Annotated in this window: 13 protein-coding genes; 2 read left to right on the plus strand and 11 right to left on the minus strand. The window is 72.7% G+C overall.

What is annotated here, in order from left to right; translation table 11 throughout:
- The 8 genes from rodA to ASG88_RS02220 all read right to left on the minus strand — a co-directional run bounded on the left by rodA (nt 1) and on the right by ASG88_RS02220 (nt 8,069).
- Nucleotides 1–1,203: a rod shape-determining protein RodA gene (gene rodA, locus ASG88_RS02185; RefSeq protein WP_056885741.1), complete on the minus strand. Its 1,203-nt coding sequence runs from the start codon at nt 1,201–1,203 to the stop codon at nt 1–3.
- Between the two features lie 5 nt (nt 1,204–1,208).
- On the minus strand, nt 1,209–3,344 hold the full coding sequence (gene mrdA, locus ASG88_RS02190) for a penicillin-binding protein 2 (protein ID WP_056885742.1): 2,136 nt from the start codon (nt 3,342–3,344) through the stop codon (nt 1,209–1,211).
- Nucleotides 3,344–3,853, minus strand: coding sequence for a rod shape-determining protein MreD (mreD, locus tag ASG88_RS02195; protein ID WP_056885743.1), 510 nt, complete (start codon nt 3,851–3,853; stop codon nt 3,344–3,346). The genes mrdA and mreD overlap by 1 nt, the downstream gene beginning before the upstream one ends.
- A gap of 13 nt (nt 3,854–3,866) precedes the next feature.
- A complete protein-coding gene (gene mreC, locus ASG88_RS02200) occupies nt 3,867–4,790 on the minus strand; it encodes a rod shape-determining protein MreC (RefSeq protein ID WP_056885744.1) in 924 nt (307 codons plus the stop codon).
- On the minus strand, nt 4,790–5,818 hold the full coding sequence (locus ASG88_RS02205; protein WP_056885745.1) for a rod shape-determining protein: 1,029 nt from the start codon (nt 5,816–5,818) through the stop codon (nt 4,790–4,792). Before ASG88_RS02205 ends, mreC begins: the two co-directional genes overlap by 1 nt.
- Nucleotides 5,819–5,970: 152 nt before the next feature.
- Nucleotides 5,971–6,957 carry a hypothetical protein gene (locus ASG88_RS02210; RefSeq protein WP_056885746.1) on the minus strand — a complete coding sequence of 329 codons (987 nt, stop codon included), beginning with the start codon at nt 6,955–6,957 and terminating at the stop codon, nt 5,971–5,973.
- A 4-nt stretch (nt 6,958–6,961) separates the two neighbouring features.
- Entirely contained in the window at nt 6,962–7,381 is a 420-nt protein-coding gene (ndk, locus tag ASG88_RS02215; protein WP_056885747.1) for a nucleoside-diphosphate kinase, read from the minus strand.
- Nucleotides 7,382–7,391: 10 nt separating this feature from the next.
- A complete protein-coding gene (locus ASG88_RS02220) occupies nt 7,392–8,069 on the minus strand; it encodes a pyridoxamine 5'-phosphate oxidase family protein (RefSeq protein WP_056885748.1) in 678 nt (225 codons plus the stop codon).
- Between the two features lie 72 nt (nt 8,070–8,141).
- Here ASG88_RS02220 and ASG88_RS02225 point away from each other — a divergent pair, with 72 nt between their 5' ends.
- Complete coding sequence (locus tag ASG88_RS02225) at nt 8,142–9,470, plus strand: PLP-dependent aminotransferase family protein (RefSeq protein WP_056885749.1); 1,329 nt, start codon at nt 8,142–8,144, stop codon at nt 9,468–9,470.
- An 18-nt stretch (nt 9,471–9,488) separates the two neighbouring features.
- On the opposite strand, the gene ASG88_RS02230 is transcribed toward ASG88_RS02225, so the two are convergent.
- Genes ASG88_RS02230 through ASG88_RS02240 form a run of 3 tightly spaced genes read right to left on the minus strand, consistent with a single transcriptional unit; the run spans nt 9,489 to nt 12,194 of the window.
- A complete protein-coding gene (locus tag ASG88_RS02230) occupies nt 9,489–9,899 on the minus strand; it encodes a DUF4233 domain-containing protein (protein ID WP_235534691.1) in 411 nt (136 codons plus the stop codon).
- Nucleotides 9,896–11,278, minus strand: coding sequence for a bifunctional tetrahydrofolate synthase/dihydrofolate synthase (gene folC, locus ASG88_RS02235; protein ID WP_056885750.1), 1,383 nt, complete (start codon nt 11,276–11,278; stop codon nt 9,896–9,898). Before folC ends, ASG88_RS02230 begins: the two co-directional genes overlap by 4 nt.
- 37 nt (nt 11,279–11,315) lie before the next feature.
- Nucleotides 11,316–12,194: a GNAT family N-acetyltransferase gene (locus ASG88_RS02240; protein ID WP_200956312.1), complete on the minus strand. Its 879-nt coding sequence runs from the start codon at nt 12,192–12,194 to the stop codon at nt 11,316–11,318.
- A 79-nt stretch (nt 12,195–12,273) separates the two neighbouring features.
- On the opposite strand from ASG88_RS02240, the gene valS reads away from it, so the two are divergent.
- Nucleotides 12,274–14,892: a valine--tRNA ligase gene (valS, locus tag ASG88_RS02245; RefSeq protein WP_056885751.1), complete on the plus strand. Its 2,619-nt coding sequence runs from the start codon at nt 12,274–12,276 to the stop codon at nt 14,890–14,892.
- The last annotated feature ends 14 nt before the right edge of the window (nt 14,893–14,906 follow it).

Here is a 14,906-nt window from a genome sequence, read left to right on the forward strand (position 1 = left end):
CTACCGGCCGGCCAGCACCCGGGGGCTCGCGAGGAACCGGGTGGGCAACGGGGCCGAGGCGCGCAGGTGGACGTTCTGGAGCAGCCCGAGCGCGAGCATGCCCGCGAACATCGACGAGCCGCCGTACGACACGAACGGCAGGGGCACACCGGTGACCGGCATGATCCCCAGGCACATGCCGACGTTCTGGAAGGCCTGGAAGCCGAACCAGCACGCGATGCCCGCCGCCGCGACCCGGCCGAAGACGTCGTCGGTGTCCATCGCGATGGCCAGCGCCCGCCAGATGACGATGCCCAGCAGGGCGATGACCAGACCCGCCCCGACAAGCCCGAGCTCCTCGCCGGCGACGGTGAAGATGAAGTCGGTGTGCTGCTCGGGGACGAAGCCCGAGCGGGTCTGCGAGCCCTCGAAGAGGCCCTGGCCGAAGAGGCCGCCGTTGCCGACCGCGATCCGCGCCTGCTCGGTGTTGTAGCCGGCGCCGCGCGGGTCGAGCCCGGGGTTGGTGAAGGCCATGAAGCGGTCGACCTGGTAGTCCTTCAGGACCCCGGCCGCCACCGCCACGCCCGCGCCCACGACGCCGGCGACGGTGAGCCCGACCAGCCAGCGACGGGCCGCCCCGGCCACCGCCAGCACGCCGAAGACCGTCGCGGTGAGCACCAGCATCGTGCCCAGGTCGGGCTGGAGCAGGATGAGCGCGGCGGGGACGCCGGCGATGAGCAGCATCCCCAGCACCTCGGGCGTCTTGACGCCGCGGCGCCACCGACCCTCGCTGCGCTCGGCGACCAGCAGCGCCATGCCGATGATCACGGCCAGCTTGGCGAACTCGGCCGGCTGGATCGACATCCCGCCGACCTGGAGCCACGAGCGGGAACCGTTGATGGTGCTGCCGGCGACGAGCACGCCGATCAGCCCCACGATGGAGCCGACGTAGACCAGCGGCGCCAGGATCCGCACCCAGCGGTGGTCGGTGGCCATCACCATCACCATCAGCACCACGCCGATGGCCACGTTGACCAGCTGCTTGCGCAGGTACGCCGTGGCGTCGCCCCCGGTGAGATCGGCGCGCGTCGACGTGGCCGACCAGACCAGCAGCGTGCCGATGACGACCAGGCCCATGGCGGCGCCCATCAGCAGCCAGTCGAGCCCGGGGGCCCGCAGCGCCTGCCTGCCGGATGCCGGTCGTCCGGGCGGGGCGCTCGTCATGGTCCTCACGACAGCCCTCCCGCGCCCTTGACGGCCGGCGGCATGATCGAGCCGTCCTCCATGAAGTTGGGCAGCGTCTTCGGGGAGACCGTGCCGGGGATGGCGGCCTCGCGGGGGCGGACCTGCTCGCCCTCGACGCCGTAGAGCGTCTCCCAGATCTTGCGGATGCCGTCGCCGGTGGAGCCGGAGCCGGTGCCGCCCTGGCTGATCATCATCACCACGACGTAGTCCTCGGTGTAGGAGGCCACCCAGCCGGTCGACTGCTTGCCGTAGACCTCCGCCGAGCCGGTCTTGGCCCGGATCGTGACGTCGTCGAGCGGGAAGCCGACCAGCTTCCAGGCCATGGTGCCGACCCGGCTCACGTTCTGCAGGGCCTGGTCGATGTAGTCGAGGTAGCGCCGCGGCACGTCGACGGTGCCGGACTTGCGCGGGGCGATCCGGCGCAGCACCTCGCCCGACGGGCTCACCACGGCCTTGGCCACCGTGGGCTGCCACAGCGTGCCGCCGTTGGAGAGGGCGGCGTAGGCCCGGGCGAGCTGGAGCGGTGTCACGATCGTGTCGCCCTGCCCGATGGCGAAGTTGACCGCGTCACCAGCCCGGTAGGCGTAGCCCTCGATGCAGAACTCCGCTGCGAACTTGTAGACGAAGTCACTCGTCTTGGCGTCCTGGGGCTTGTCGGCGATCCCGCAGTAGAAGTCCTTCATCGACTCGTAGTAGTCGCGCTTCCACTGCCGGTCGGCGATCCGTCCGGGCGCCTCGCCGGGGATGTCGATCCCGGTGCGGGAGCCGAAGCCGAAGGTCTTGGCCTCCTCGACGAGCGGGTCCTTGGCGTCGACGTCGTCGACGTCGGAGCCGAAGCGCTGCCAGTAGTCGTAGCCGATCCGGTAGAAGAAGGTGTTGCAGGAGACCTCGAGCGCCTTGGCGAAGCCGATGTTGCCGTAGGCGCCGGACTCGTAGTTCTTGAAGACCCGGTTGCCCACCTGGAACCCGCTCGAGCACGGGAGCGTGGTGTCGGTGCCGTAGCCGTTCTGGAGGGCACCGGCGGTCATGAAGGGCTTCCAGGTGGAGCCGGGGGCGAACTGGCCCTGGGTCGCCCGCGAGAGCAGCGGCGTGCCGGCCTTCTCGGAGTAGAGGCGCTCGAGCTCGCTGGTGCTGATGCCCCCGACCCACACGCCGGGGTCGTACGTCGGCTGGCTGGCCATCGCGACGACCCGACCGGTCTTCGCCTCGAGCACCACCGCGGCGCCGGAGTCGGCCACGTAGTTGCGACCGGTCACCGTGTCGAGGGTCCCTCGCTGCACCTTGATCCGCTCGGCGAGCTGCTTCTCCACGACGCTCTGCACCTTGGCGTCGATGGAGGTGACCAGGGTGTCCCCGGGCGTGCTCTCCACGAGCGAGTCGTCGCCGAGGACGCGCCCCATCGAGTCGACCGCGACCCGGCGGTAGCCGGGCAGGCCGCGCAGCCACTCGTCGTACTGCTTCTCGACACCGGCCCGGCCGACCGAGGAGCCGCCGTTGAGCGACCGGTCGTCGGCCTCGGCCGCGGCGTCGTACTCGTCCTCGGTGATCGGGCTGAGGTAGCCGAGCACGTGGGCGAGGTTGATGCCGTAGGGCTCGGGGTAGGCGCGCACGCTCTGCTGCTCGGCGACCACGCCCGGGTAGTCCTCCGGCTGCTCGAGCACGCGCAGCGCGACGTCCTTGGTGACGTCGGTGGCCACCGGGACGGGCTGGTACGGCGAGCCGTTCCAGCAGGTGCCCCGGACACTGCCCTCGTGGCCGCAGGTGACCAGCCGCTGCTCGATCGCCTCGGGGGTCTCCCCCACGACCACCGACACCCGGCGCACCAGCTCGGTGCGCTGCCGGTCGGTCATCTTGTCCATCAGGTTGCGATCGAGCGAGATGACCCACGAGGTGCGGTTGGCGACCAGCGGACGGCCCTGGTTGTCGACGATGAGACCGCGCTGCGGCTGCACGACGATGTCGCGCACGGACTGGTCGGCGGCCATCGCCTGGTAGTCGTCGCCGCCGACGACCTGGAGGTAGTAGAGACGCACGAAGAGCGTCGCGAACAGCGAGAAGACGAGGGCCTGGACCACCACCAGGCGCAGGCGGCTGCGCTGCGAGCCGTTGACCGCACCCATCAGGCCGTCATCCGCTGCGGGTCGAGCCGGCCGAAGAGCTTCATCAGCGGCGGCAGCACGAACGGCGTGAGCAGGACGTCCCACACGACGGCGACCACGATGACCTGGAGCAGCTCCGCGACCGACCAGGCGTCGCCGAGCAGCAGCCCGGTGAGCGCGAAGATCGAGGTGCCGATGAACGACGCCGCGGCCACCGTGGCGACGACGGCCACCGCGGTCGGGCGGACGTCCTGGCGCACGCGGGCGGCCAGGAAGGCGACGACGGTCAGCGCCAGTGCCCAGCGGCCGGCGACGTGGTCGGCGGGCGGCGCGAGGTCGAGCGCGACCCCGGCGGCGAAGCCCAGCAGCAGGGCCGACGGCGCCGGGATGGTCAGCGCGGCCGCGACCACCACGAGCAGGCACAGGTTGGGGACGATCCCCTGCCAGGCCAGGTGCGGGAACAGCGAGACCTGGAGGACCAGCGCCACCACGACGGCGGCGAGCGCAACGAGGACTCGGGCGCGGCTCATGCGTGCACCGCCTTCATCGCAGTGCCCCGTCGGCCTCGACGACGGCGCGGTCACTGGTGGTGCCGGTGGGCACCATCACCCCCACGACGTCGAGCGCGGAGAAGTTGACGAACGGCTTGATCACCGCGCGCTGCGAGGTCTCCAGCAGGCTGCTGTAGACCTCGGTGACCTCGCCGATCGGGACACCGGGCTGGTAGGGACCGCCGGTGCTGCCCCAGGTCACGACCGTGTCGTGCTCGGCGGGCACGACGGCGTCGTCGACGAGGCGCAGGTCGAGCCCACCGTTGTCGGCGAGCGTGCCGCGGCCGTGGACGAAGCCGATCTCCATGCTGGAGCCGACCCGGCCGCCGACGATCGACTCGGTGTCCGTGACGAGCAGGACCGTCGCGGTGGAGCGGGTCACACGCAGCACCCGGCCGACGAGGCCGTCGTTGTTGACGACCGTCATGTCGGGGCCGATCCCCGCCGCGGAGCCGGCGTCGATGGTGACGGTGTTGCTGAAGGACTGCGACGGGCCGAAGGCCACCACGCGGGCCGGGACCAGGGCCTGGCCGAGGTCCTGGGCGGCCTGGGTCAGGCCGTCGTACGACTCGAGGCGGTTGCGGTCGAAGCCGGCCGTCTCCACCTCGTTGCGCAGGGCGGAGTTCTCGGCCTCGAGGTCGCGGATCTCGTCGCTGAGCGCGCCCTGGCTGCGCAGCCACGACGGCACCGAGGTGAAGGGGCGCACGACCGCGGCGGTGACCGACTCGACGGGGCCGAAGGCCTCGCCGACCGCTCGCCGGGCCGGCTCCATCGCCGAGTCGGAGCCGCCCTGGTAGTCCAGCGTGATCAGGGTGGCGCTGGCCAGCAGCAGGGCGATGAACAGCGACCGGGGCGCCTTGTTGCGGGCGTCGAGCCGGTCGAGGCCGCGCCAGCGGCGCTCACGGGTGTCGGGCATCAGTAGCGCCTCGGGTCGGAGACGAGCACCTGCTGGAGGGCCTCGAACTCCTCGACGCACTTGCCCGCGCCGTAGGCCACCGACGACAGCGGGTCCTCGGCGACGTGGACGGGCATGCCGGTCTCGTGCCGCAGCCGCTCGTCGAGGCCGCGCAGCAGGGCGCCGCCGCCGGTGAGCACGATGCCGCGGTCCATGATGTCGCCGGCCAGCTCGGGCGGGGTCTGGTCGAGGGTGCTGCGGACGGCGTCGATGATGTTGTGCAGCGGCTCCTCGAGGGCCTGGCGGACCTCGGCGCTGGAGACCACGACGGTGCGGGGCAGCCCCGAGACCATGTCGCGGCCCCGGATCTCGGCCTCCGGCTCGGTCGGCAGCGGGAAGGCCGACCCGAGGGTCATCTTCATCTCCTCGGCGGTGCGCTCCCCGAGCATGAGGGAGTACTCCTTCTTCATCCACGCGATGATCGCCTGGTCGAGGTCGTCACCGGCCGTGCGGACGCTCATGCTGGTGACGATGCCGCCGAGGCTGATCACGGCCACCTCGGTCGTGCCGCCGCCGACGTCGACGACCATGTTGCCGGTGGCCTCGTGGACGGGCAGCCCGGCGCCGATCGCCGCGGCCATCGGCTCCTCGACGATGTAGACCTTGCGGGCACCGGCCTGGTAGCCGGCCTCCTTGACCGCGCGCTGCTCGACCGCGGTGATGCCGCTGGGCACGCAGATGACCATCCGGGGCTTGGCGAAGTAGCGGCGGCGGTGCACCTGCTGGATGAAGTAGCGCAGCATCTGCTCGGTCGCCTCGAAGTCGGCGATGACGCCGTCCTTGAGCGGCCGGATGGCGGTGATGTTGTCGGGCGTGCGCCCGATCATCCGCTTGGCCTCGTGGCCGACCGCGAGCACCTCACCGGTGCTCGCGTTCATCGCGACCACGGACGGCTCGTCGAGGACGACGCCCTTGCCGCGGACGTAGACCAGCGTGTTGGCGGTGCCGAGGTCCACGGCCATGTCGCGGCCGATGAGACTGTGTGCCATGCGCTGCCTCTTGTGCCTGCGTGTCGAAACACTGCGTGTCGGGGAAGGGGCCGGCACCCGGGTCTCCGGCCCACGCTCAGGGTAGGTAGCGCACTCCTCCCTTCTGGGGAGGACACGCGGGCGCGCCGGCCCGGTCCATGAAGCGTTCTGGGCTACGGCTCGCAGCTCGCCGGACCGCCGCCCTCGACGGCCGCCCGGTCGAGCAGCAGGAGCCGCGGCACGAGGGCTCCCGAGGGGTCGCGGTACGGCGTGGCGCTGGCCTCGCTGACCGTCCAGATGCTGCGCCGCTCGACGACCAGGTCCTCCGCCCCGGGCACGAAGTCCCGCGGGCGGCCACCGGGGCGCACGACCCCGCAGGCGATGCCCGACGAGACGGTCCACGCCACCCCGGCGCGGGTGAAGGCCAGGCCCTGGAGCCGCGGCGGGACCCGGGTGGAGCGCTGCATCGCCACCTCTCCGGCTCCTGCGCCCGCCTCCACGAGGGTGGTGACGCCGGGACGGAGCAGGGACGACTCGTCGTACCAGCGGGCGCGGCCGGGACCGTCCGGCCGGTAGCCGGCGACGACGAGCGTGCCTCCGGTCGCAGCCAGGGTCGATCCGCGCACCCCGTCTCCGAGCCGCCACACCCGCAGGACGGGGTCGTCGCCGAGGCGGGCCGGGTCGAGGAGCCAGAGCCGCGAGGTCTCGACGACCCAGAGACCGGCGTCGGTGAGCGCCGCACCGCCGCCGTGCCGGCAGTACGCCGTGTCGCTACGGCTGCCCGGCGGGTCGAGGCGGGCGGCGAAGGCGCGGGTCCGGCCGGACGGGAGGGCGACGGCCGCCACCTGGCAGGGCTTGCTGCCGACCGCGCCGGCGCGGTGCCCCACGACGTACGCCGTCGAGGTGGTGACCTCGAGCCCCTGCGGGACGAAGTCGTCGGGCAGGTCGAGCCACCAGGCGTCGCAGACGGCGTCGGCGGCGCGGAAGTCGCGCAGGCTGCCGTGGGGCTCGCCCGGCTCGGGGCCGCGGACCTCGTCGTAGGCGATGCCGCACTGGAACGGCCCGTCCTCGGAGAGCTCGCGGTCACCGACCGGCCCGGACGTGCACGCGCCGAGGCCCAGCACCGATCCGGCCAGCAGCCCGACCAGCGCGCGCCTCACGGGATCAGAGTCCCGGGAACCAGATGCCGATCTCGCGCGCGGCGGACTCGGGCGAGTCGGAGCCGTGGACGATGTTCTGCTGGACCTTCTCGCCCCAGTCGCGACCGAGGTCGCCACGGATCGTGCCCGGGGCGGAGACGGTCGGGTCGGTGGCGCCGGCCAGGGACCGGAAACCCTCGATGCAGCGCTCGCCCTCGAGGACCATCGCCGTCACCGGGCCGGAGAGCATGAACTCCACAAGCGGCTCGTAGAACGGCTTGCCCTCGTGCTCGGCGTAGTGCTCGGCGAGCAGCTCGGGGGTGGCGGGCCGCAGCTCGAGGGCGACGATGCGGTAGCCCTTCGCCTCGATGCGTCGGATCACCTCACCGGTGAGGCCTCGGCGGACACCGTCCGGCTTGACGAGGACGAGAGAACGCTCAGTCATGGGCGGGAGCCTATCCGGCCCCGAGGGCGACGGCTCGCGCGGTCACGTCGGCCGGCACCGCGCCCCGGGCGTCGGCGTCGGGGACGGGGTCACCGGCGACCCGGTGGATCGGCACGTGGCCGCCCCAGGTGCCGGCCTCCACGTCCTCGGGCTCGTCCCCCGGACCGCCCGCTCGCTCCTTCATCGACGCCTCGTGGAGGGGTACGGCGAGCACGGCGGTGGCCGCGAGCTCCTTGCGGGTGCTGGGGCGCAGCGTCGCCGCCCGGCCGGGGAGCATGTGGTCGACGATGAGGTCGAGGGCGTGCTGCCGCTCGCCGAGGTCCTCGACCAGCCGGGCCTGCCCGATCACGACCGCGGAGCGGTAGTTCATCGAGTGGTGGAAGGCCGACCGCCCGGCGACCAGTCCGTCGACCTCGGTCACGGTCACGCAGACGGTCGTCCCCGGAACCGCCCGCAGCCAGCCGGCGGCGACCGAGCCGTGGAGGTAGAGCGTGCCGTCCTCGTCCGGGCCGTCGGGGTCCACGGCGAAGGCCGACGGCAGCACGAGCGGGTGATCGCCCAGCTGGAGGCCGACGTGCACGACGAGCGCGTCGTCGAGGAGGGCCATCAGGCGCTCCCGCTCGGCGACCGAGCGGTTGCGTCCGCGGTTGGTGCGGGTGCGGGCGGTGGGCTCCAGGGGCGTGCTCATGCGACCATGCTGGTCGACAGGTGGCCTGTGCGCACGGGCCACTTCACCCGCTCTTGGACAGGCCACTCGACGATGCTGCCCGTGACCCTCGACCGGTCCGACCCTCGACCGCTCGGCCTGCAGCTCGCCGACCAGGTACGCCGCCTGGTGCTGGCCGGCACGCTCGCGCCGGGTGACCGGCTCCCCAGCACCCGACGGCTGGCCGTCGACCTCGGCGTGGCCCGCGCGGTGGCAGAGCAGGCCTGGGACCAGCTGCGGGCCGAGGGCTGGATCGAGGGTCGTCAGGGTGCCGGCACGTGGGTGACGGGTGGCGCCGGGCCGGCGCCGACGCCGACGTCCCGCCGCCCGGCCCCGCCGCCCGAGGCTCCCCTCGTCCATCTCGACGCCGGCACGCCCTGGGTCGACGCGCGCCACGGCGCCGCGTGGCGGCGGGCCTGGCGTGAGGTCTCGTCCGCCACCCCGCCGCGCGGCTACGACGACCCCCGCGGTCTCCCGGTCCTGCGCGAGCTGCTCGCCGAGAGGCTGGGCCGCACCCGGGGCCTCGTCGTCGATCCCGAGGACGTGGTGGTCACTGCCGGGACGACTGCGGGCCTGCGCCACGTCCTGGCGGTGCTCCCCCGCGAGCCGGTGGCCGTGGAGGACCCCGGCTACCGCGCCGCGGTGCTCACGGTGGAGGAGTCGGGCCGCCGGGTGGTCGACCTGCCGGCGCTGGGGCCGGTCACCGACCTCGCCGGCGCCTGCGCGGCGTACGTGACCCCCGCCCACCAGCACCCCCTCGGTCGGGTGATGCCCGCCGAGGACCGCCTCACGCTGCTGGCCACCGCGCGCCGCGACGGCGCCGTGGTGCTGGAGGACGACTACGACTCGGAGTTCCGCTACGACGTGGCGCCGGTGCCAGCGCTGGCGTCGCTCGAGCCCGACCTGGTGGCCTACCTCGGCACCGCCTCCAAGTCGGTCGCGCCGTCGCTGCGCCTGGGCTGGCTGGTGGCCCCGCCGCACCTGCGGCCCACCCTCGACCGACACCGACGGATCACCCACGACGCCCCGGCGTGGCCGGTGCAACGTGCCTTCTGGGCACTGCTGCGCGACGGCTACGTCGATGCCGTCGTCCGCTCTGCACGACGGACGTACGCCGAGCGCGCGCCGCGCGTCGTCGCCGCGCTGTCGCCGTACGCCGAGCTCGCCGGGCCGGTCGCGGGGATGTACTCCACGTGGCTGCTCCCCCAGGACCGCGCGGTCCGCGCCCGGCAGGCGGCGGAGGACGCCGGGTTCCGGGTAAACCTGCTCGCCGACTACGGGCGCACGTCCGGCCTCACCGGGCTGGTCGTCGGCTTCGGGGGCCCGACGGACGCGCAGCTCGACGCGGCACTGGCCGTCCTGGCCCGCTCGCTGGCGGAGTGACGATCCCGCCGGGGACCGTCAGTCCGGGTTCTCGGCGCGGTACGCCGCCCAGGCCTCGGCCCGCTCCCGCTCGATCTTGCGCCCGAGGAAGTCGGCCATGCCCCAGAGCAGGGCGAAGATACCGCCGAGGACGAACATCATCGGGACGAGGAAGCCTATCGCGATCGCGCCGACCTGGAGCACCCAGCCGACGGCGTAGGCCCAGGGAGCCCGGAGCATGCCGGCGAGCAGCAGGCAGGCGACCGCCAGGCCGACTCCGATGAGCACGGCCCGCCCGACCGGCACGTCGGCGATGGTGATGAGCACCGGCGTCGTCAGGGCGACGGTGATGGCCTCGAGGCAGAGCACGGCCGCGCACATGCCGCGCCGCGGCGAGCGCTCGGTATTGTGCGGCGCCGGGCCCTGCGGAGCGGCGGTGGTGTCGCTCACGACTGCCCCCGACGCAGCAGCATGGCGCGCGCCTCACCCACCGTGACGACCGAGCCCGTGACCAGCACCGCCCCGGAGCCCAACGGGTCGCCGAAGGCCTCGCCGGCCTCGGCCAGCGTGGCGGCCCGGTCGATGGCGTCGGCCAGGTCGCGGACCACGGTCACCCGGTCCTCGCCGTAGATCTCGATGGCGGCGGCGGCGAGCGCGTCGGCGCTCATCGAGCGCTGGGTGGAGTTCTGTGTGCAGATGAGGTGCTCGAGGTGGGGCTCGAAGGCCTCCAGGACCCCGTTGGCGTCCTTGTCCCCCATCACGCCCATCACGCCGATGAGCGGTGAGAAGGTGAAGGAGTCCTCGATGGCCGCCGCCGTCGCCGCCGCCCCGTGGGGGTTGTGGGCGGCGTCGAGCACGATGGTGGGGCTGCGCCGGATGATCTCCAGCCGACCGGGCGAGGTCACCTCCGCGAAGGCCGCGCGCACGAGGTCGGCGTCGAGCGGCTCCTCACCGGCGAAGGCCTCGACCGCCGCCAGGGCGACGGCGGCGTTCTGCGCCTGGTGCGCGCCGTACAGCGGCAGGAACACGTCGTCGTACTGCCCGCGCAGGCCCTGCAGGGCGAGCATCTGCCCGCCGACGGCGGGGACCCTCGACACCACCCCGAACTCCATGCCCTCACGGGCGACGGTGGCGCCCACCTCGGCCGCGCGCTCGATCAGCAGGGTGGCCACGTCGGTCTCCTGCTGGGCGAGGACGGCGATCGAGCCGGGCTTGATGATCCCGGCCTTCTCGTGCGCGATCGCGGTCGGCGAGTCGCCGAGGTACTGCGCGTGGTCCACCGAGATGGGCAGCACGACCGCGACGTCGGCCTCCACGACGTTGGTGGCGTCCCAGGCCCCGCCCATGCCGACCTCGACGACGGCGACGTCGACCGGGGCGTCGGCGAAGGCGGCGTACGCCATCCCCACGACGGTCTCGAAGAAGCTCAGCGGGTAGGCCTGGTCCGCGTCGACGAGGTGGGTGTAGGGCGCGACGTCGTTGAAGGCGCGCACGAAGGCCTCGTCGCTGAGGGGCTCCCCGTCGATGCTGATCCGCTCGCTCATCTTCTCCAGGTGGGGGCTGGTGAAGCGGCCGGTGCGCAGGTCGAGCGCACGCACCAGCGTCTCGATCATCCGGCTGGTCGACGTCTTGCCGTTGGTGCCGGTCAGGTGGATGGTCCGGAAGGAGCGCTGCGGGTCGCCGAGGAGCTCGGTGAACGCCTCGATGCGGTCCAGGCTGGGCTCGAGCTTGGTCTCGGGCCAGCGGGACAGCAGGGCGTCCTCGACCTCGGCGTACGTCTCGGCCGGGCGGGCGTCAGGCGATTGCTCGGACTTCTTGTGCTCACTCATCTCGCCACGAGTCTAGGGGTGGGGTCGGCCCGCGGCCTCAGCGCAGGACCACGTTGACCATGTCCACCACCGGTCGGTAGCCGAGGGCCGCGTAGATCTTGTTGGACGTGGGGTTGGCCTGGTCGGTGAAGAGGCAGGCCCGCACGCCCTGCGCCAGCACGATCCGCGACACCCCCGCCACCCCTGCGCTGGCGTAGCCCCGGCCCCGTCGCTCGCGCGGCGTGTAGACCGGGCCCACCCGGGCGACACCGAAGGCCGGCGCGTTGGCGCCGGTGAGGTGCACGACCTCTCCCCCGTCCTCCCAGAGCCAGATCCTCCCGGTGTCGATGCGACGCAGCAGGTCGTCGTCGCCGAAGGTCTCGATCGGCGCACGGCCGGGCGCCCGTCCGGCCTGCTCGTCGGCGTCGACGTGGAAGGCGGTGAACCACGCGCGGCACACGTCCAGGTCGTCGCGGGTGGCCGCGCGCAGCGTGCCCGGCACCGGGGGTGGGTCGACCAGCTCCCCCAGCTCGTGGAGGCGGGTGTGCTCCCACACCTCGGGCGTGCGCCCGGACAGGCGACCGAGCTCGTCGGCGAAGACCTGGGTGGCCGGCAGTGCGCCGTTGACCGCCGCCAGGTCCTCGCCCCGGTCGTGCACGGCACGGGCCAGCAGCCGGGCCGCCTCGTCCGGCATCGGGAGGAGGTACGCCGGCCGGTCGCCGTGCGGTGCCGTCCGCATGCCCACCCCAGTGACGACACCGCCGTCGCGGGCCACGACGTACCAGTGGCGCGGGTCCTGGGCCACTCCGTCCGCGATCTCGGCGACGGCGCGCGAGGCCACGGTGGCGACGACCGTGGCCAGCACGGGGTGCGCGGCGAGGTGGTCCCCGGCCGCGTCGAGGAAGGTCGCGGGGTCGGCGAAGAACTCCAGGTCCATGGGGGCGACGCTAACCAGTCGCGAGCCCGGCCCGGAACTGGTTTTCGCAGGCCGGAGGCCCTTCCGTAGCATGCGCACCATGACTGAGAACCTCGAGAACCAGGCCCCGGAACCGACGACCGCCGAGCGGCGTGCCGTCGTCGTACCGGACCGGGCCGTCCTCGAGGGGATCGAGGCGAAGTGGGCCGAGCGGTGGAAGGCCGACGAGACCTACCGCTTCGACCGCACCCGCACCCGCGCGGACGTCTTCTCCATCGACACCCCGCCGCCGACCGTCAGCGGCAGCCTGCACGTGGGCCACGTCTTCTCCTACACGCACACCGACCTCATCGCGCGCTACCAGCGCATGCAGGGCAAGAGCGTCTTCTACCCGATGGGCTGGGACGACAACGGCCTGCCGACCGAGCGCCGCGTGCAGAACTACTTCGGCGTCCGGTGCGACCCGTCACTGCCCTACGACGCCGACTTCACGCCCCCGGAGAAGCCGGACCCCAAGAAGCAGGTCCCGATCAGCCGACCCAACTTCGTCGAGCTGTGCGAGCAGCTCGTCGAGGAGGACGAGAAGGTCTTCGAGTCGCTGTGGCGCACCCTGGGCCTGTCGGTCGACTGGTCGGAGAACTACACGACCATCGGCGCCAAGTCCCAGACCGTCAGCCAGACCGCGTTCCTGCGCAACTACGCCCGCGGCGAGGCCTACCTCCAGGAGGCGCCGACCCTCTGGGACGTCACCTTCCAGACGGCGGTGGCGCAGGCCGAGCTCGAGGCGCGTGACTACCCGGGCGCCTACCACCGGGTGGCCTTCCACCGCCCCGGCGGTGAGCCGGTCCACATCGAGACCACGCGTCCCGAGCTCATCCCCAGTGTCGTCGCGCTCATCGCGCACCCCGACGACGAGCGGTACGCCGAGCTGTTCGGGACCACGGTCGCCTCGCCGGTCTTCGGCGTGGAGGTCCCGGTGCTGGCCCACCCCGCCGCCGAGCCCGACAAGGGCGCCGGCATCGCGATGTGCTGCACCTTCGGTGACCTCACCGACGTCATGTGGTGGCGCGAGCTCGACCTGCCGGTCCGCACCCTCATCGGCCGGGACGGACGGATGCTGCGCGACACTCCCGAGTGGCTCTCCGGCGACCGCGCGGCCGCGGCGTACGAGGAGCTCAAGGGCAAGACGACCTTCAGCGCCCGCGAGGCCGTGGTGGCCGCGCTGCGCGAGTCGGGCGACCTCGACGGCGAGCCGAAGGCGACCCAGCGGATGGCCAACTTCTACGAGAAGGGCGACAAGCCCCTCGAGATCGTCGCCACCCGCCAGTGGTACATCCGCAACGGTGGCCGTGACGCCGACACCCGCTCGGAGATGCTCGCGCGCGCCGACGAGGTCCGGTGGATCCCCGCCCACATGAAGCACCGCTACGACAACTGGGTCGGCGGCCTCAACGGCGACTGGCTCATCAGTCGCCAGCGCTTCTTCGGCATCCCGTTCCCGGTCTGGTACCCCCTCGACGACGCCGGTGACCCCGACTACGACCACCCGCTCATGCCGTCCGAGGCCGAGCTGCCGGTCGACCCGTCGACGCAGGCCCCGCGGGGCTACGACGAGGCCCAGCGGGGGAAGCCCGGCGGCTTCGTCGGCGACCCGGACGTCATGGACACCTGGGCGACCTCGTCGCTCACCCCGCAGATCGCCGGCGGCTGGCTCACCGACGAGGACCTCTTCGAGCGGGTCTACCCCTACGACCTGGCCACCCAGGCCCACGACATCATCCGCACCTGGCTGTTCAGCCGCGTCGTGCGCGCCCACTTCGAGCAGCACTCGGCGCCCTGGCGCACGGCGATGATCTCCGGCTTCATCGTCGACCCCGACCGCAAGAAGATGTCGAAGTCCAAGGGCAACGTCGTGGTCCCGACCGAGATCCTCGAGAAGTACGGCGCGGACGCCGTGCGCTGGCGCGCGGCTCTCGGCCGCCCCGGCCTGGACTCGCCGTTCGACCAGTCGCAGATGAAGGTCGGCCGTCGCCTCGCCATGAAGGTCCTCAACGCCTCCAAGTTCGTGCTGGGCAACGTCGGCGCCACCTCGCTGGACCACTTCGCGGTCAGCGAGCCGATCGACTGCGCGCTGCTCGGTCGCCTGGAGGTCGTGGTCCGCAAGGCCACCGAGGCCTTCGAGGCCTTCGACTACACCACCGCGCTCGAGGTCACCGAGAAGTTCTTCTGGGAGTTCTGCGACGACTACCTCGAGCTGGTCAAGGAGCGCGCGTACGACGAGGACGGCGGTGCGGCCACCGCCTCGGCCAAGGCCGCCCTGGCCGTCGCCCTGCACGTGCAGCTGCGCCTGCTGGCGCCCTTCCTGCCCTACGCGACCGAGGAGGTCTGGTCGTGGTGGCAGGAGGGCTCGATCCACCACACGTCGTGGCCGGTCGGCACCGACCTGGGCGCGGCCGCTGCCGCCGACCCCACGATGGTCGACGCCGTGGCCGCAGCCCTCATCGGGATCCGCGGCGCCAAGTCGCAGGCCAAGGTCTCGATGAAGGCCGAGCTCAACCGTGTCGAGATCACCGGCCCGCCGGCGCTGGTGGCCGCTGCCGAGGGTGCCGCCGCCGACCTGCGCCGCACCGGGAAGATCACCGGCGACCTGGTCTTCACGCCCGACGAGTCGGCGCAGCAGATCTCCGTGGCCGCTGACGTGGCCGCCCCGACCGAGTAACGCGGACGGCCTCT

It is taken from the genome of Nocardioides sp. Soil777 (assembly GCF_001428425.1).
GTDB lineage: Bacteria > Actinomycetota > Actinomycetes > Propionibacteriales > Nocardioidaceae > Nocardioides > Nocardioides terrigena.